Genomic DNA, 16,216 nt, shown 5'->3' with positions numbered 1-16,216 from the left:
GCCGACGTCAGCAGTCGCACCCGCAGTCTCAGCAGTCGCAGCCGCAGTCGCAGCCGTCGCAGCAGTTGCCGCAGCAGTCACAACAGTTGCAGCAGTCGCCGCACCCGCTGCAGTTGCCGTCGCACTGGCTGCAGAGCCCGCCCTTGGGTTCCCTGGTCCAGGGATCCTCGTACGTTCCGCAGCACATCTGGCACGTGCAGGCCAGACCCGCCCACACCAGGCACCCGGTGATCAGGCCTCGCCGGTTGCGGTGCGGGGGCTCGGGAGGAAGCGGCGGGCCGCCCGGCCCACTGGGGGCGTACGGTCCGCCGGGTGGTGGCCCGTACGCCTCTGCCTGGTGCGAGCAGCTGCTCGTACCGAAGGCCCGGTCCACGGAGAGTCGCAGCTCATGGGCGAGCAGCACATGCGCCAGCCTGCCATTCGTGAAGTCGACTTCACGCAGGGCGAGCCGTATGCCGTGCAGGGCGTCGTCGGCGAGGCGGCGCGCCTCGGCGAGATCCGTGCCGGTGGCGGTCAGGGGATTCCAGGCACCCGACGCGGCGTCAGCTTCCCTGTCCTCGACGGCGTCCAGCAGATGAGCGAGCCGGCCGAAGAGCCGGCCGGCCTCGGCGAGCGGCTCTGCGTTGCCCGGCCGGCCGGCGAGAACGGCGGTGTGCGCGAAGGCCGCCGCGGTGGCGGTCTCGGTCGGTTCGGTGACCGTCAACATGGGCGTGCCGGGCCCTGCGAGGGCCTCGATCCCGGTCTGCCGGTCGACGGCGTCGACGAGGACCGCCGTGTCGAAGCCGACCTCGGCGCCGGTGCGCTGCCCGGCCCGCCCCCAGTTCGCGGCGACGCGCTGCGCGGCGGCCGCCATCGGCCTCCGCGCCAACAGCCCGTCCCCGTCGGCAACGTGATCGCGCACCTTGGCCGAGGCGAGCACCAGCGAGACGGCCGCGGCAAGGCGGGCGCCCTCCCCCTGCGCGACGGAGGCGGTACGCATGCCGCGCAGCGGACACGGGCCGGCCGTTCGCCGCCATCCCGTGGTGCGCCCGGCCTGAGCCTCCGTCAGGACCGAGATGAGCAGGCCGTCGTAGTTCGTGACGACTCTGGCGAACTGCCCGTGATCACCGCGCAGCGCGAGACACAGCCCGCACAGATGCGCCATCCACTGCGTCTTCAGTCCCTCACCGAGACGATGTGCGCAGGGCCTGACTATGCCGAACACGAACGGTCCCCCCGTGAGCCGTACGAGCTGATTCGCCGCAGCCTACCGAACTGCGTCGTTCACCCGGACGCTCCGACCGTCACCCATACGCCGAGAAGAATATTATTTCACTCTCAGTCAGCAGCCTTACACAGCAAGACCCTTGGGAATCAAGGTCACCAACGGGTTTGCTGTGCACCAGAACCGTCACGAAAAACCCGCGCGGCGACTATCCCCTTGGCGCACAGTCAGCATCATGGACGACCATAGGGGTGCGGCACACAGAACGACCGCTGTGAAGACCGCTGTGAGAGGAGGCGTCCATGGGATCGGTGCGCAAGGCGAGTGCCTGGCTTGGCCTCGTCGACGACAACAATGACGAGCGTTACTACGACGGCTATGACGACGACTCGGCCGAGGGCCACGAGCCCGGAGACGTCTGGGTGACCGATCCTCGCGTGAAGGTGGCGACGGAGGAGGCCGAGGAGAAGGGCCGCCGGATCGGCACGATCACGCCGGACAACTTCCGTGACGCCCGTACCATCGGCGAGCTGTTCCGGGAGGGCGTCCCGGTCATCGTCAACCTCACGGCCATGGAGCCCGGCGACGCCAAGCGCATCGTGGACTTCGCGGCCGGGCTGATCTTCGGCCTGCGCGGCTCGATCGACCGCGTCGCACATCGCGTCTTCCTGCTCACCCCCGCGCACACGCAGATCGTCAGCGAGGCGGCCGGCCGCCCGGAGGATGGTTTCTTCAACCAGAGCTGAGGCAAGGCACGCCCGGCGTGCCTTGCCTTCGGCCCGGCCTCGACGTATACCTCGCAACGGCCGCGGCACGACCGGCCACAGGCCGGCAGTCGCGTACATGCCGAAGGTGACGTGCCGGGATGTGCGTCCGCTGGGGGTACCTACCAGGCAGTTGAGGCACTGGGGAGGCTGGCGCAATCGTTCGGCTCCGTCAACCACAAGGGCTCGGCGCCCAGACCGAGAACGTACGTTCCGGCGCGGCCCCGCCCCAGGTGGCCGCCGCCGGCCAGCGGCAGATGGCGCACCCGCCGGTCACCGACCCAGACCCGAGTGCGTATCCCGCATCGCCCTCGGGCTCGTCCTCGAACTCCCCCAGCCAACGCTGGGGATGCTCCCAGGAGGCGCCCCCTGACGGGCTGGAAATGCAGGCGCCCGTCAGCCCGCGGCTTCCGCGCCGATCCGTCCGGCCCTGGCCGTGTCCTGCGGCGACTGCACATTCCGGAGCGCCCTGTCGCGAGGCGCCGCGTCATGGGGCACCGCGTGGTGGGGTTCTGCATGATGGCGTGCCGAATGACGGGGTGTCGAACCACCCGGCGTCGCATCCCGGCGCGGCGCACCACCAGGCGCGGCCGCCGCAGGCGCCGCCGCCGAAGGCGCCGTATCCCGACGCGTCGCATCCCGCGCCGTCGGAACCTCCGCAGGGTTCCTCTCAGTGACCGCCGGGGGCTCCCCGCACTCCATGACCCGCGGCAGCCGCAGCGCCATCAGCGCACCGAGGAGCAGCAGACCCGCGCTGACCAGCAGCGTCACATGAAGACCGTGTACGAACGCGGTGCGCGCCGCCTCGCGCAGGGCCGGGCCCGCGGTGCCGCCGAGGTGGCCGGACACCTCGTACGCCTCGCCGAGCGAGTGGCTCGCGGCGCTGCTCGCCGCGGCCGGGACGCCCGGCACCGCGGAGAGCCCGGGCGCATACGCGGCGTTCATCACGCTGCCCAGCAGCGCTATGCCGATCCCGGCGCCCAGCTGGTACGACGTCTCGCCGATCGCGGCCGCCCCGCCCGCCTGCTCCTGCGGTGCCTCACTGAGCATGGACTCGTAGGCACCGAACAGCGTCGTCTCCAGGCCGAAGCCGAGCAGGACGAATCCTGCGAGCAGCAGCCCGGGGTTGTCGTGGCCGCCCATCGCGGTGAGGGTGATGACGGATGCCGCGGTGAGGCCGAAGCCGAAGCAGACCATCCGGCGCGGCCCGAAGCGGTGCAGCATCTTCGAGCCCGCGAGGCCCGCGGCCATCGCGGCGACGGTGAGCGGCAGCAGCCGCAGTCCCGTCTCCAGGGGGGTGAGGCCGAGGACGAGCTGCAGATACTGCGCGGCGATCAGCTCGAGTCCGACCAGGGCGAGCATCGCGAGGACGATGCAGCCGACGGAGGTGGAGAACGCGGGCCGGGCGAACATCTTCAGATCGACGAGCGGCTGTGTCCGCCGCCGCTGTCTGCGGACGAAGCCGACGAGCAGTGCGGCACCCACCAGCAGCGGCAGCACGGTCATCGGGCTGACCAGCGGCTCGCCGCCGCCCGCGCGCTTCACACCGAGCACGACGCCGAAGAGACCGACCGCCGCCATCAGCGCGCCCGCCACGTCCCATGGTCCCTTGCCGTCGCCGGTGGACTCCGGCAGCAGCCAGCGACCGACGGGCAGGCTGACTAGCATCAGCGGAATGTTGACGAGGAAGACCGAGCCCCACCAGAAGTGCTCGAGGAGGAAGCCGCCGAGCAGCGGTCCTACAGCGGCGCCCACGGCTGCCACCGCGCTCCAGATGCCGATCGCAAGGGCTCGCTCGCGACGGTCGGGGAAGACCTGGCGGAGGATCGACAGCGTGGCCGGCATGATCATGGCGCCGCCGACGCCGAGCAGCGCGCGGGCCGCTATGAGGATCTCCGGGGTGTGGGCGAGCGCTGCCGCCGCGGAGGCCACGCCGAACAGCGCGTACCCGAGGAGCAGGACGCGTCTGCGGCCGATACGGTCACCGAGCGTGCCGAAGAGGATCAGCAGCGAGGCGCAGACGAGCGGATAGATGTCGACTATCCAGAGCAGCTCTATGGCACCGGGTCTCAGGTCCTCTGTCACGGCCGGGACCGCGACATGCAGCACGGTCGCATCGACGGCGACCAACAGCAGGCTGACGCAGAGGACGACGAGGACGAGCCAGCGGTTGGTGTCCTGCGCCCGGCGGTGATGTCGGGGGGCGCCCGCGGGACCGCGCGCAGCGGCCGTGGTCGTCCCGGACATGGCGTACCTCCAATGTTCCCTCGCGCTCGGCGGGCCTGCGGGGTGGGGGACGGATCCCGCAGCTTCGGCACCGGAGGAGCGGCTCCCGGGCCCCGGCTACACAACACGAGTGAGCCGCCAGAGTACGCGAGATCCCACCGATGGCACGTGGCGGACCTCTCATGGATGTACACGACGGCATGTGGCGTACGCCACTCCTCTGTCTGTGCACCACGCCCCCAGCGGCGGCCCGGTTCCCCGAGTCCTCGATAATCGGGTTGATGACTCGATCTTGCTCCGCCCTCTCGCCGACCCGGATCCGCGCCACGCGGGCAGGCGTCCGCCGCGCATGCTGTGCGTACGCGGTCGGGGGCCGCTGACGCCCCTCCGGGCGCTCGCACACCCGGTGAGCGCCGGGGAAATTCCCCGCCAGCACCCGGTGAACAGAATTCGGCCCGTCATAAAACGGCCCCAGCACAGGCCTTGAGGGAATTGCGGGAGAAACGCCGGGCGGATTCCCCAAATGCACTGCATAAAACCCTCGTTGAGAGCAATCCCACATCACATCGTCATCACAAAAGCGAGGATTCGACCAGGTCGGCACCTCACTCGCTGTAACGTCGATTGGGTGCGTACCGAACAAAACCTGACCCGCGTGGACCGGGTCTTCGCCCGGCTCGACCGGGAGCCGGAACGGCCGGCCCATCTCGACATGCCGCATATGAGCCGGCACCGGGTCGTGCTGTTCGGGCTCACTCTGGCCTTCTACGCCGCCATCGTGTGGGCCGTGGTGACCACTTCGTGGCTGGTCCGGTTCGACTGGCAGGTCATGTTCTTCCGCCCGTACCAGCAGTGGCCGGAGATCCACGCCTTCCTCGACTACTACGTGGTCCTGGGCCAGCGCGGGCCGACCGCCGTCATGGTCGCCGCCTGGCTGGGCTGGCGCTCCTGGCGGCAGCACACGCTGCGTCCGCTGCTGACGCTCGGCGCGTCGCTGCTGCTGCTCAATGTGACCGTGGGTGCCGCCAAGCTCGGCATGGGCAGACTCGGCCCGCATTACGCGACGGCGATCGGCTCCAACGAGATGTGGCGGGGCGGCGATATATTTCCCTCCGGACACACCGCGAATGCCGTCGTTACCTGGGGAATCCTGGCCTATATGGCATCGACGCCGCGGGCCAGGCGCTGGCTGTCGGCCCTCTCCGCCGTGATCGCTCTCGGCGTCGGACTGACCACCGTCTACCTCGGTACGCACTGGCTGAGCGACGTCCTGCTCGGCTGGGCCGCGGGTCTGCTGATCCTGCTGGCGCTGCCCTGGTTCGAGCCGCTGATCAACCGGGTCGAGGCCTGGATCTTCGACCTGCGGGACACCTGGCGCAGTCGTCGGGCCGGCACGGCGCCCGTACCTGCCCCGGTCGGCGCCCCGAAGCCGGTCTCGCAGCGTCCCCAGCCGGACGAGGAGACGACGCCGATGCGCGACCCGGTCGCTTCCCCGCGTGTCGGCGCCCAGCGCGGCTCGGTCCACCTGGCGCCGGGACCGCACTCGGCACGGTCGGAGCGCACTCCGGTCACTCCGGTGGGCAGCCGACGCCCGCCCCACCCTGACCGGCCGACGCGCGGCGCGAGTTCGGCCCGCCCGTTGACGGGCAACTGACCGACAGCGGCGGAGTCCCGGTACGCACACCCGCTCCCCGCACCACGAAGGCCCCGGTTCCCGCCCTTTCGGGCAGGTACAGGGGCCTTCGCCATGTCGGCGGTAGTGGGGCTCAGCCCTTCCAGCAGCGGGTCACCGTGCCGTTCGTCACCTCGAAATTGAGACGTCCCGCGCGGTACTCCATGGTGATGATCGCGCCCGGCGGCAGCGACCTGACCGTGGACCAGCCGCGCGCGCGGGCGTGCCGCTCTGCGGACTCGGCGTCGAGGCCCACATACGAGTCGGGGCTGTCCTTGGGCTCTGCGGGCGGAGTGGGAATGGGTGCCATGCCCGCCACGTTAGGCGGCCCGACGCGCAGGCGAAAGGCCGTTCAGGATCACTCTCATAGGTGACCAGGCGTCACTCATTCCCCTCCTGTCACGCTTCTGTCACAGGATCACTACGGGTGTCTCCCTGAACTCCGTTACCCGCAGCGGCGGAATCCGCGTTACTCAGAGCTCGCCTCCGGGCTTCCCGTCGGCATAACCCCGGGGCCTCTTGGCACTGACGGAAATAGGCCATAGGAAAAGACGCCGAGAGCAAGCCGGCGGCCCGTTCCCTTTCCGTGTCAGGTGCTCTTCACGAGCATTTGACCGCTCACGGGAAATCGCGTACGCCGATCGGAACCGCGGAAGCCCTCTGTCGCAGCCGGATGGGGCGCGAGCATCATCTTCTGGACCGACTGGGCGCACCGTCCCGAGTACGCGGCGAGCCGGCGGGAGAGCCGGGCCGCTCCAGAGCCCGGTCGAGGCGGTCACGGAGCGTCCTGATGTGATCGGTGAGTCCGGCCGGTTCGACGACCTCGAAGTCGAAGCCCAGCATCATCACGTGGATCACCATCACGTCGAGGCTCGCGGCCCCGGTGCGCAGCAGGCACGTGCCTTCACTCTCGGCCTCCAGCACCCCGGCCGACGGTGAGATCCGGAGCCTGGCCTCCTCGACCGGTACGAGCAGTCTGATGACGGCATGCGCGGCGTACGCGCGCGTGGAGATGCCCTGGGAGACATAGGCGGCGAGGTCCGCGGCGGGCGGGGTGCGCGGCTCGAAGCGCGGTCCGTGGGGCGGCTTGGGCGTGATGCGATCGACGCGGAACGTACGCCAGTCGTCGCGGTCCAGGTCCCAGGCCACCAGGTACCAGAGCCGCTCGGTGCACACCAGCCGGAGCGGTTCGACGGTGCGCCGGGACGAGGAGCCGCCGTGGTCGCGGTACTCGAAGCGCAGCCGCTCGGAGTCCCGGCAGACAGCCGCCAGTTCTGTGAGGAGGGAGGGGTCCACTGCGGAGGTTCCCGGGCCGCGCAGCATGGGCACCGTGAAGGCGTTCAGCGCGCCGACGCGGCGGCGCAGCCGGCTGGGCAGCACCTGTTCGAGCTTGGCCAGGGCGCGTACCGAGGTCTCGCCGATGCCCTCGATGCCGTGACCGGCGGCGGTGCGCAGGCCCACCGCGACGGCCACGGCCTCGTCGTCGTCAAGCAGCAGCGGCGGCAGTTCCGCGCCCGCGCCGAGCTGGTAGCCGCCGCCGGTGCCGCGGCTCGCGTTGACGGGATAGCCGAGTTCGCGCAGCCGGTCCACGTCCCGCCGGACGGTGCGGGGCGTGACACCGAGGCGATCGGCCAGGTCGGCGCCGGACCATTCGCGGTGGGTCTGCAGGAGGGAGAGCAGACGCAGCAGTCGAGCCGAAGTCTCCAGCATGCGTCCGAGTCTGCCAGCCCTTGCGGACAACCACTGTCCGCAAGGGCTCTCAGCCGTCCTTGCCCGGCCCGGCCGCCCGCACGTGCACCGACAGATCGTTGTCCAGGGTGTAGTACGGGCCGGTCTCGACCGGTCCGTTCTCCGTCTCCATGCGCACGAACGGGTAGGTGAAGATCGCCTTCTTGTCCGGTACATCGTCCAGCAGTCGCGCGATCCGTACGCGCGGCCCGCTCTCACCGGCCGGGCGCAGCCACAGGTTCCACCGGCCTGGGCCGGTATCGGCCAGCATTCCGTGGTGGAGGACGACGGTGAAGTCCCTGCCTTCGACGGTGACTTGGGACCGCTGGACACGGTCAGGATCGGTGCGCGGGACCGCCTCGGCGTAGGCGTCCGGGGTAAGTGGGGTGCCGTATACGCGACCCCTGATGTCGAGCGACGCCTCGCTGATGAGGATCTCGCCCGCTTCGGCGTGCGGGGAGCGCAGCCAGCTGCGCACGGTGAGGTTGCCGTGCTTGGTCGCGTAGGGGATGCGCACGGCGATCTGTTCGCCGGTGCTGTCCGGGGCGCGGTCGACCAGCGAGCGCAGATCGTTGACGCCGGGCGCCAGACGCTGCGGCTCCTCGCCCGCCTGCTGGGCGTAGACGTCCCACCGGCCCTCCGCCAGCCGGACGCTGCTGGGCAGCGCGGCCCGCAGCCGGCAGTCCGCCGCCGGGGTCAGCGGCAGCCGTACCTCCTCGGCGGGATGACCGGAGTCCCGGCGGCGCAGCACCAGATGGACCGGGCCGGGCGTGCCCGGGTCGCTGATGTCGAAGGTCAGTCCACCCGCGGAGTCGGCCTGGCAGTCGACGCGGGGCGACGCGACGTGGTCCGCCTCGGAGTGCCGGTCCCCGGCGGAGTTGGGTGCCAGGGTGGTCATACGACGTGCCCTCTCTTCGGTGCCGGAGTGGTGGTCCGGGCCGTGCCGCTCACGCCGTACGCCCCTTCTTCAGCGCTGCTCGTCCGGCGTCCCGAACGGCGTACGCACCCCCGAGCAGCGCTCCACTGGCACGATGCAGCGAGCCGCGCATCCGGCCCGCGCCGCCCGCGCCGCCGCGTGCGACGAGCGCGGAGAACATCGCGTCGTACCGCTCGGCGATCCGGGCCGGGTCGAAGCGCTGCGAGTCCTCGAGGGCGGCATGGCCCATCTGCTGCCGCAGTTCGTCGTTGTTGATCAGTTCGAGTAAGCCGCCGGCGATGGCGTCGACATTGCCGACCTCGACGAGCCGTCCGTCTACTCCGTTGGCGATGATCTCGCCGGGCCCGTGCGGGCAGTCCGTGGAGACCACGGGCAGGCCGCAGCGCATCGCCTCGACGATGGTCATGCCGAAGGACTCCAGGCTGGAGGTGACGGCGGCGATGGAGCCCTTGGCCCACTCCGGCTCGATGGGGCTGGCGGGCCCCATCAGATAGACGTGGTTGTAGAGGCCGAGTTCGTCTATCAGGGCCCGCAGTGCCTCCTTCTGCTTGCCGCCGCCATAGATCCTCAGGCGCCAGTCGGGCCGCTGGTCGCGTACCTTGTCGAACGCTCTGATCAGCAGGTCGTAACGCTTCACCGGGGCGAGCCGGCCGGCTGCGACGATCCACTTGTGCGAGCCGTCCGCGGGCTCTATACCGGGTTCCGGCACGGGGTTCGGCAGGGCCTGGATGCGCACTCCGGGCAGCCGCATCCTGCGGCGGTACGCCCCCGCGTCCGCCTCCGTGGTCGTCGTCAGCGCGTCGAGCCGCGGATACACCCCACGCAGTCGCGCGCGCAGTGCCTTCGAGTGGCTGTCGAGCGTGAGGTGTTCCTGACCCACCCGCACGGGGCCGGGCCTGGTCTCCAGGGCGAGATGCACATTGAGCCCGGGCCGGGTGCCGACCACCACATCGGACTCGACCGCGGCGAGATGCCCGGCGATACGCCGGTCGGTCAGGGCGCTGTACTGCTCGTAACGGCCCTCCGCACGCGGAAAGGCGCGCGACGGACGCGCATGCTCGGGGTCGTCGCCGTCGTATCCCGGGGCGTCCTCACGAACGTCGACGAGGTGGCGGACACGGACTCCCTCCGCGGGCGTGAAGACCGGCTCGTCGCGGTGGCGGAAGACGGACACGATCTCCACGTCGTGCTGCTGGGCGAGGGCGCCCGCGAGGTTGTACGTCGTCCGGATCGTCCCTCCGATTCCGTAGGCGTTGTGAATCAGGAAAGAGATATGCATACAGCCCCGTATCCCACGCTTCCTCGCGGACAGTCCCGTCTCGTCCGCCTACCGCAGGGTTAGACCCGGGGCGTGGTGCGTGGGTTGGGCATCATCATCATGTTGTGCCCGAACAGTTGCGCCATCGAAAGCAGCATCGGGGAACCATTCGGCGACTTCGCGCATACGTGCAGGTGGAGCGCAGCTGAACAGCGCGTGACCCCGCCGGGCCGGAGCACCGGACGGGGCCACGCGCGCGTGCATCCGCACCAAGGAGGGTCAGAGGTCGAGCCGCTGCCCCGGCACGATCAGGTCCGGGTCGCCTCCGATGACCGCCTTGTTGGCGGCGTAGACCGCACGCCAGGACGTGCCGTGCTTCGCGGCGATGGAGCTCAGGGTGTCGCCGCGCTTGACGGTGTAGTCGGCGCGCGCGGAGCCCCGGTCCGTGTGGCCCGATGAGCGAACCGGCGCCTCCGACGGCTGCTTCGAGGGGGCTGCCTCGGTGGTGGCCGACGCCGCGGGGGCGCTTCCGGACGCCCCGGCGCGCGCCGAACAGGTGGGCCAGGCGCCCCATCCCTGTGCGCGCTGGACCTTCGTGGCGACAGCGATCTGCTGCGCCTTGGAGGCCTTGTCGGCGGTGGCCGCATAGGCCGTACCGCCGTACGCGCGCCACGTGCCGGCGGAGAACTGCAGTCCGCCGTAGTAACCGTTGCCGGTGTTGATGTGCCAGTTCCCGCCGCTCTCGCACTGCGCGATGCGGTCCCACACTCCGCTGTCCGCTGCCTGGGCGGCGCCCGTGGCGGCGGCGAGCAGTCCCAGCGGGGCGAGCAGTGCGGCCCCGACGAGAACTGCCGTCGTACGAGTGGACTCGGGACGTGCGGACATAGAGATCCCTCTCTACGGACCCGGGCTCCCCCAAGGCGGTTCGGCCGCCCGGCGCATACGGCGCCGGGCTGTGCCGCTCCACCCCGTCCGCCGACGGCCGGCTTGCGATCTGGCTGGTGCGGCCGGCGGACGTACCCGAGCGGTGCTCGATGCACACGGCGGAGGAATCTAGGCGGCTGTTCGCCCCGACATCAACCAACTCCTTGTCTTTCGAGGTCAGTTGCCCATTACCAGCGGTATCGGCAATTTTCGGCCACCCACTTCATTCGCCGATTTCCGGATTTGTCGACCTCACCCCACGAGGATCTGTGACTCACTTCACCGGCCCAACTCCCTTGCACATCCCGAGAGTTGGCATGGAGTGACCAATTCCGGGCACGACATCACGCTGCGCTTCGGATGGTTCGATTCCGTTCACATCCGGGCGTGACTCCGGCCACAGATCGTCCGTTGTTCATTCATGAGCCGGGAACCGCCCGGCTCAAGCCGGGAAGCGCCCGGTGTCCGTACCAAGCGAATTCCGAGGAGCCACCCGTGCCGCGCATGCTCGACGTCAGCGACGACGTACGCGCCGAGATCGGCGACGAAGAAGCGAACCGGCTGCTTGCCGGAGAGAACACCCCCGGCGGTTACGACTGCACGTCCTGCCGCACCCCGGGCAACTCGGAGCAGGAACGCACCAGCACCGTCCTGTTCGTCGGCGACGAGACCGCCGTGCTCGCCTTCGCCCACGCCACGTGTCTGCCCTCCCAGGTCGTCCAGGTCAGCGAGGAGCAGCTGCAGGGCGCCGTGCGCTCGATGGCCACAGGCGACGAACTCCTCGGCCCCCGCTCCGCGTCCGAGCCGGCCGTCCTCGGTGTGACCAGCGGTCTGGTCCTCATCGAGGGCGAGCTCCACCCGGCGCTCGTCGTCGAGCCGACCGGCCCCATCGCGCGCCCCGGCGCGACGGGTGGCGGTGACGACTTCCTGCCGCTGCTCATCGAGCAGGGCTTCATGCCGGTCTCCGAGGTGAACACCATGCCGCATGTGCAGCACGGCTGGTCGGTGCTGCTCGCCATGGGCCAGCTGCACGCCGTGCTCCAGCCGGGCGCGGGCGGCGGCTCCCCCGTCGCCTGGTGGCAGGCACACCAGCCGCTCCAGGTCACGGACGGCTGGCGGACGGCGGCCAACAAGCTCCAGCAGGTGCTGGTCTTCGCGGCCCCCGTCGGCACGATCGGCCGCCAGCCCCGCGAGGACCTGCTGCGCGAGGCTCTGGACCGGGCCGCGGCCGCGGGCAGGCTGGTCGCGGCGGCGATGCCTCTCGCCGGCACCTGAGCCTGCGCCGGCATACTTCGACTCCCGACCCGGGCGTCGCGGACGTCGAGTGTCCCTGAGCGACAGCTCTCGGGGGCACCGCGGCAACCATCAATTGAGGCACCACGACGACGAGCAACCAGGTCCGCGAGCGGGGGTACCCCCGGACGGAGTCTGGGGTAGGTGCCGGTTTAGGCATAAAAGGCAGTATCTGTTCGGGTAGGGAGTCGTTGGCACGTACGTGCACACTTACAACCCCTCCCGCCAGCCGTATCAGACCATCCCGTCCATGCGCCCCCCTCAGGACGGTGGGGGCACCTCCCATGCCCTTCAGGCAATGGGGGAGGTCAGCCACTCGGCCACGCCGATCTACGACACGCTGTACGCCGAGTACCGCAGGTCCTTCAGGACACTGCCGGGCGACCGCAGCGGCGAGGAGGACCTGGTGTTCACCGGTTTCGGGACGGGGTCGGGCGCCCGGCGCCATGACACCCGGGGCGCCGGCGGGCACGCCGGAACGACCAGCCCGACGACCGGCGTCTGGCAAGCAGTCGGGCGGCAGCGCGGCTTCGGGAGTCTCCTCCCAGCCGCGCTGCCGCCCGCTCCGCGCAGAGAGCGCTGACTCCGTTTCTCACGGAGAGCGCTGACTCCGTTTCGCGCGGAGAGCGCTGATCTCGGCGCCGCGCTCCCTGCGCTCTACTGCCTGTTTCTTCCGCCTACTTCTTCCTGCCGCGCTTCTCCCGCACCCGCACGGAGATGTGGATCGGCGTCCCCTCGAACCCGAACTCCTCGCGCAGCCGGCGCTCCACAAAGCGCCGGTAGCCGTGCTCGATGAAGCCGGAGGCGAAGAGCACGAACCGCGGCGGCTTGGTCCCGGCCTGCGTACCGAACAGGATGCGCGGCTGCTTGCCGCCGCGGATCGGGTGCGGGTGGGAGGCGACCAGCTCGCCGAGGAAGGCGTTCAGCCGGCCCGTCGGGACGCGGGTCTCCCAGCCCTCCAGCGCCGTCTCGATCGCCGGGACGAGCTTCTCCATATGACGGCCGGTGAGCGCCGAGACGTTGACCCGCGGCGCCCAGGCGACCTGACCGAGTTCGGTCTCGATCTCCCGCTCCAGGTAGTAGCGGCGCTCCTCGTCGAGGGTGTCCCACTTGTTGTACGCGAGGACGAGCGCGCGGCCCGCCTCGACGGCCATCGTGACGATGCGCTGGTCCTGGACGGAGATCGTCTCGGACGCGTCGATGAGGACGACGGCGACCTCGGCCTTCTCGACGGCGGCGGCCGTGCGCAGCGAGGCGTAGTAGTCGGCGCCCTGCTGAAGGTGGACGCGCTTGCGGATGCCCGCCGTGTCCACGAACTTCCAGGTCTTTCCGCCGAGTTCGATCATTTCGTCGACCGGGTCGCGGGTGGTGCCCGCGATCTCGTTGACGACCACGCGCTCCTCGTTCGCGACCTTGTTGAGCAGGGAGGACTTGCCGACGTTCGGGCGGCCGATGAGGGCGATGCGGCGGGGGCCGCCGATCGCGGTGCCGAAGGTCTGGGCCGGGGCCTCGGGCAGCGCCTCCAGGACGGCGTCCAGCATGTCGCCGGTGCCGCGGCCGTGCAGGGCGGAGACCGGGTGCGGCTCGCCGAGGCCGAGCGACCAGAGCGCAGCCGCGTCTGCCTCGCCGCTCGGTCCGTCGACCTTGTTGGCGCACAGCACTACGGGCTTGCCCGCCTTGCGCAGCAGCCGTACGACCGCCTCGTCCGTGTCCGTGGCGCCGACCGTCGAGTCGACGACGAACACGACCGCGTCGGCGGCCTCGATCGCGTACTCCGCCTGCGCGGCGACGGACGCGTCGATGCCGAGGACGTCCTGCTCCCAGCCGCCGGTGTCGACGACCTTGAAGCGGCGGCCCGCCCACTCGGCCTCGTACGTCACACGGTCTCGCGTGACGCCCGGCTTGTCCTCGACGACGGCCTCGCGACGGCCGATGATGCGGTTCACCAGGGTCGACTTGCCGACATTCGGGCGGCCGATGACGGCGAGGACCGGCAGTGGGCCGTGTCCGGCGGCCTCGATCGCGCCTTCGACATCCTCGATGTCGAAGCCCTCTTCCGCGGCGAGCTCCATGAATTCCGCGTACTCGGCGTCGCCAAGCGCCCCGTGCTCGTGCTCCGCCGAGCCCTCGGGCTGGATGTGGTCGTTCATGAAGTCCGTACCTCGTCGTTCATCGTGGTGATCGGTGGACTCCCCGTGGGGTGAACCATGGGTGATCCACTACTCAAGTGTCGCCTAGCGTCCGGTCAGACGCCTGGCGTTTTCCAGGTGGGCGGTGAGCTGTCCCTGGATGCGCACGGTCGCCTCGTCGAGCGCCTTGCGCGTACGCCTGCCGCTGCCGTCGCCCGCCTCGAACGGGTCGCCGAAGACGACGTCGACTCGGCTGCGCAGCGGGGGCAGCCCCCGTATCAACCGTCCGGGCCTCTCGTCGCTTCCCAGCACCGCGACCGGCACGATCGGCGCACCGCTGCGCACCGCGAAGTACGCCAGGCCGGCGCGCAGCGAGGCGAAGTCGCCGCTGCCCCGCGTGCCCTCCGGGAAGATGCCGAGGACTCCGCCGCTCTCGAGGACTCCGAGGGCCTGGGTGATCGCCGTGCGGTCGGTGCTCGTGCGGTCGACCTTCAGCTGGCCGATACCGCGCAGAAACGGGTCGAGTGGACCGACGAACGCCTCTTTCTTGATCAGGAAGTGCGTGGGCCTGGGCGCGACGCCCATGACCATCGGGCCGTCGATGTTGTGGGAGTGGTTCACAGCCAGGATCGCCGGGCCGGTCGCGGGGACCTTCCAGGCACCGAGGACGCGCGGCTTCCACAAGCCGTACATGAGTCCGACGCCGATACGGCGCCCGACCTCGGCCCCCTGCCGGGACGGCATCGCGCTCACCGCCGTGGTCACTTCGCGGCCCGCTTCTCCTCGATGAGGGTGACGACGCACTCGATGACCTGCTGCAGCGTGAGGTCGGAGGTGTCCACCTCGATCGCGTCGTCCGCCTTGGCGAGCGGAGATGTCTTGCGGCTGGAGTCGGCCGCGTCCCGCTTGATCAGCGCCGCCTTGGTGGCGGCGAGGTCGGCGGCCTCCTTGCCCTTGAGCTCACCGTTGCGGCGGGCGGCGCGGGCCTCGGGAGAGGCGGTGAGGAACACCTTGAGGTCCGCGTCGGGCAGCACGGTCGTGCCGATGTCACGGCCCTCGACGACGATGCCCTTCTCGGCGGCGGCGGCGATGGACCGCTGCAGCTCGGTGATGCGGGCGCGCACCTCCGGGACCGCGCTGACCGCGCTCACCTTGGAGGTGACCTCCTGGGTGCGGATGGGACCGGCGACGTCGGTGCCGTCGACGGAGATCGTCGGCGCGGACGGATCCGTACCCGAGATGATGTCGGGCTTGCCGGCCACGGCGGCTATCGCGCCGGGGTCGGTGATGTCGATCCCGTTGTTCACCATCCACCAGGTGATCGCCCGGTACTGGGCGCCGGTGTCCAGATAGCTGAGGCCGAGCTGGGCGGCGACGGCCTTGGACGTGCTCGACTTGCCCGTGCCGGAGGGGCCGTCGATGGCGACGATCACTGCCTGGGCAGTCCGGGCGGCGGTTTCCACGGCGAAGGACACCTTCCTGGTACGGGGTGGTGGGCTGATGCGGGACACGATCGTGCCCCGCACAAGGTTACTGGCTCCCTGGACCCGCCATTACGGACCGGCCTGGGAGCCCGCTCACCCCTGCCGGGGCCCGCGGCTGCTGTGCCGCCGCTGTGGGCAGCCGGCGGCGGGGGCGGCCGGGACGGCGTCCCCGCTGTGGGCAGCTGGGCGGCTGAGGCCGCCGGGACACAGCCGCCGCTGGGGGGCAGTCGTGCCGCCACGCCCCACCGGGACGCAGCCGCTGGCACCGCCGCTGTGGGCATTCGTGCCGCTAAGGGCGGCACGGGTGGGCACAGCGGCACCCCTCAGCTTCGGGCAACCCCACAGGCCGCAGGCACCCCGGTCGCCGAGCCAGGCCGCCGACCGAAGCCAAGCGCCAAGGCCCACGCCCACCGGGACCAGCCCGTGGTGCGGGTCCACAGGCCAGGGCGCCGGCCGCCAGGCCCAGGGCCGCCAGGCCGGGCACCGCCAGGCCGGAGCCTGGCGGGCCTAGGCCCTGTCGTCAAACTCCCGCCGTCCGCCCCAAGGGCGGGCCCCGCGGCGTCTGGTGCGTGCGATCGCAAGGCGCCGGAAAGTCCT

General features: G+C 70.6%; 14 protein-coding genes. 4 read left to right on the top strand and 10 right to left on the bottom strand.

Features of this window, described 5'->3' with window-relative positions:
• Positions 1-28: 28 nt before the first annotated feature.
• A complete protein-coding gene (locus H1D24_RS30195) occupies positions 29-1,204 on the bottom strand; it encodes a DUF5685 family protein (RefSeq protein WP_181660899.1) in 1,176 nt (391 codons plus the stop codon).
• Between the two features lie 302 nt (positions 1,205-1,506).
• Here H1D24_RS30195 and H1D24_RS30190 point away from each other — a divergent pair, with 302 nt between their 5' ends.
• Positions 1,507-1,950, top strand: coding sequence for a cell division protein SepF (locus H1D24_RS30190; RefSeq protein WP_181660898.1), 444 nt, complete (start codon positions 1,507-1,509; stop codon positions 1,948-1,950).
• A 414-nt stretch (positions 1,951-2,364) separates the two neighbouring features.
• Here the strand turns inward: H1D24_RS30190 and H1D24_RS30185 are convergent, their stop codons facing one another.
• Positions 2,365-4,215, bottom strand: a complete 1,851-nt coding sequence (locus H1D24_RS30185) for an MFS transporter (protein WP_258564417.1) — start codon at positions 4,213-4,215, stop codon at positions 2,365-2,367.
• 607 nt (positions 4,216-4,822) lie between these two features.
• On the opposite strand from H1D24_RS30185, the gene H1D24_RS30180 reads away from it, so the two are divergent.
• Positions 4,823-5,848, top strand: a complete 1,026-nt coding sequence (locus tag H1D24_RS30180; protein WP_181660897.1) for a phosphatase PAP2 family protein — start codon at positions 4,823-4,825, stop codon at positions 5,846-5,848.
• A gap of 112 nt (positions 5,849-5,960) precedes the next feature.
• On the opposite strand, the gene H1D24_RS30175 is transcribed toward H1D24_RS30180, so the two are convergent.
• The 5 genes from H1D24_RS30175 to H1D24_RS30155 all read right to left on the bottom strand — a co-directional run bounded on the left by H1D24_RS30175 (position 5,961) and on the right by H1D24_RS30155 (position 10,674).
• On the bottom strand, positions 5,961-6,176 hold the full coding sequence (locus H1D24_RS30175) for an I78 family peptidase inhibitor (protein WP_181660896.1): 216 nt from the start codon (positions 6,174-6,176) through the stop codon (positions 5,961-5,963).
• A gap of 377 nt (positions 6,177-6,553) precedes the next feature.
• A complete protein-coding gene (locus H1D24_RS30170) occupies positions 6,554-7,576 on the bottom strand; it encodes a helix-turn-helix transcriptional regulator (RefSeq protein ID WP_181660895.1) in 1,023 nt (340 codons plus the stop codon).
• 49 nt (positions 7,577-7,625) lie between these two features.
• Positions 7,626-8,492, bottom strand: a complete 867-nt coding sequence (locus H1D24_RS30165) for a hypothetical protein (RefSeq protein ID WP_258564416.1) — start codon at positions 8,490-8,492, stop codon at positions 7,626-7,628.
• Between the two features lie 49 nt (positions 8,493-8,541).
• Positions 8,542-9,810, bottom strand: coding sequence for a glycosyltransferase family 4 protein (locus tag H1D24_RS30160; protein ID WP_181660894.1), 1,269 nt, complete (start codon positions 9,808-9,810; stop codon positions 8,542-8,544).
• A 258-nt stretch (positions 9,811-10,068) separates the two neighbouring features.
• Positions 10,069-10,674: a LysM peptidoglycan-binding domain-containing protein gene (locus H1D24_RS30155; protein WP_181660893.1), complete on the bottom strand. Its 606-nt coding sequence runs from the start codon at positions 10,672-10,674 to the stop codon at positions 10,069-10,071.
• A 534-nt stretch (positions 10,675-11,208) separates the two neighbouring features.
• Between H1D24_RS30155 and H1D24_RS30150 the strand changes: the two genes are divergently transcribed.
• Together H1D24_RS30150 and H1D24_RS30145 are read left to right on the top strand one after the other, a co-directional pair.
• Entirely contained in the window at positions 11,209-11,988 is a 780-nt protein-coding gene (locus tag H1D24_RS30150; protein WP_181660892.1) for a DUF8842 C-terminal domain-containing protein, read from the top strand.
• A 316-nt stretch (positions 11,989-12,304) separates the two neighbouring features.
• A complete protein-coding gene (locus tag H1D24_RS30145) occupies positions 12,305-12,589 on the top strand; it encodes a hypothetical protein (protein WP_309484493.1) in 285 nt (94 codons plus the stop codon).
• 94 nt (positions 12,590-12,683) lie between these two features.
• Here H1D24_RS30145 and der read toward each other — a convergent pair whose 3' ends face one another.
• The 3 genes from der to cmk all read right to left on the bottom strand — a co-directional run bounded on the left by der (position 12,684) and on the right by cmk (position 15,598).
• Positions 12,684-14,156, bottom strand: coding sequence for a ribosome biogenesis GTPase Der (gene der / locus H1D24_RS30140; RefSeq protein ID WP_181660890.1), 1,473 nt, complete (start codon positions 14,154-14,156; stop codon positions 12,684-12,686).
• A gap of 84 nt (positions 14,157-14,240) precedes the next feature.
• On the bottom strand, positions 14,241-14,879 hold the full coding sequence (locus tag H1D24_RS30135) for a lysophospholipid acyltransferase family protein (RefSeq protein WP_181660953.1): 639 nt from the start codon (positions 14,877-14,879) through the stop codon (positions 14,241-14,243).
• Between the two features lie 17 nt (positions 14,880-14,896).
• On the bottom strand, positions 14,897-15,598 hold the full coding sequence (gene cmk / locus H1D24_RS30130) for a (d)CMP kinase (RefSeq protein ID WP_181660889.1): 702 nt from the start codon (positions 15,596-15,598) through the stop codon (positions 14,897-14,899).
• Positions 15,599-16,216 lie beyond the last annotated feature (618 nt).

Origin of the sequence: Streptomyces himalayensis subsp. himalayensis (genome assembly GCF_013778455.1) — a bacterium.
Taxonomy (GTDB): Bacteria; Actinomycetota; Actinomycetes; order Streptomycetales; family Streptomycetaceae; genus Streptomyces; species Streptomyces himalayensis.
The sequence above is the reverse complement of the archived record's forward strand: the minus strand, read 5'-3'. Positions and strand labels throughout refer to the sequence as shown.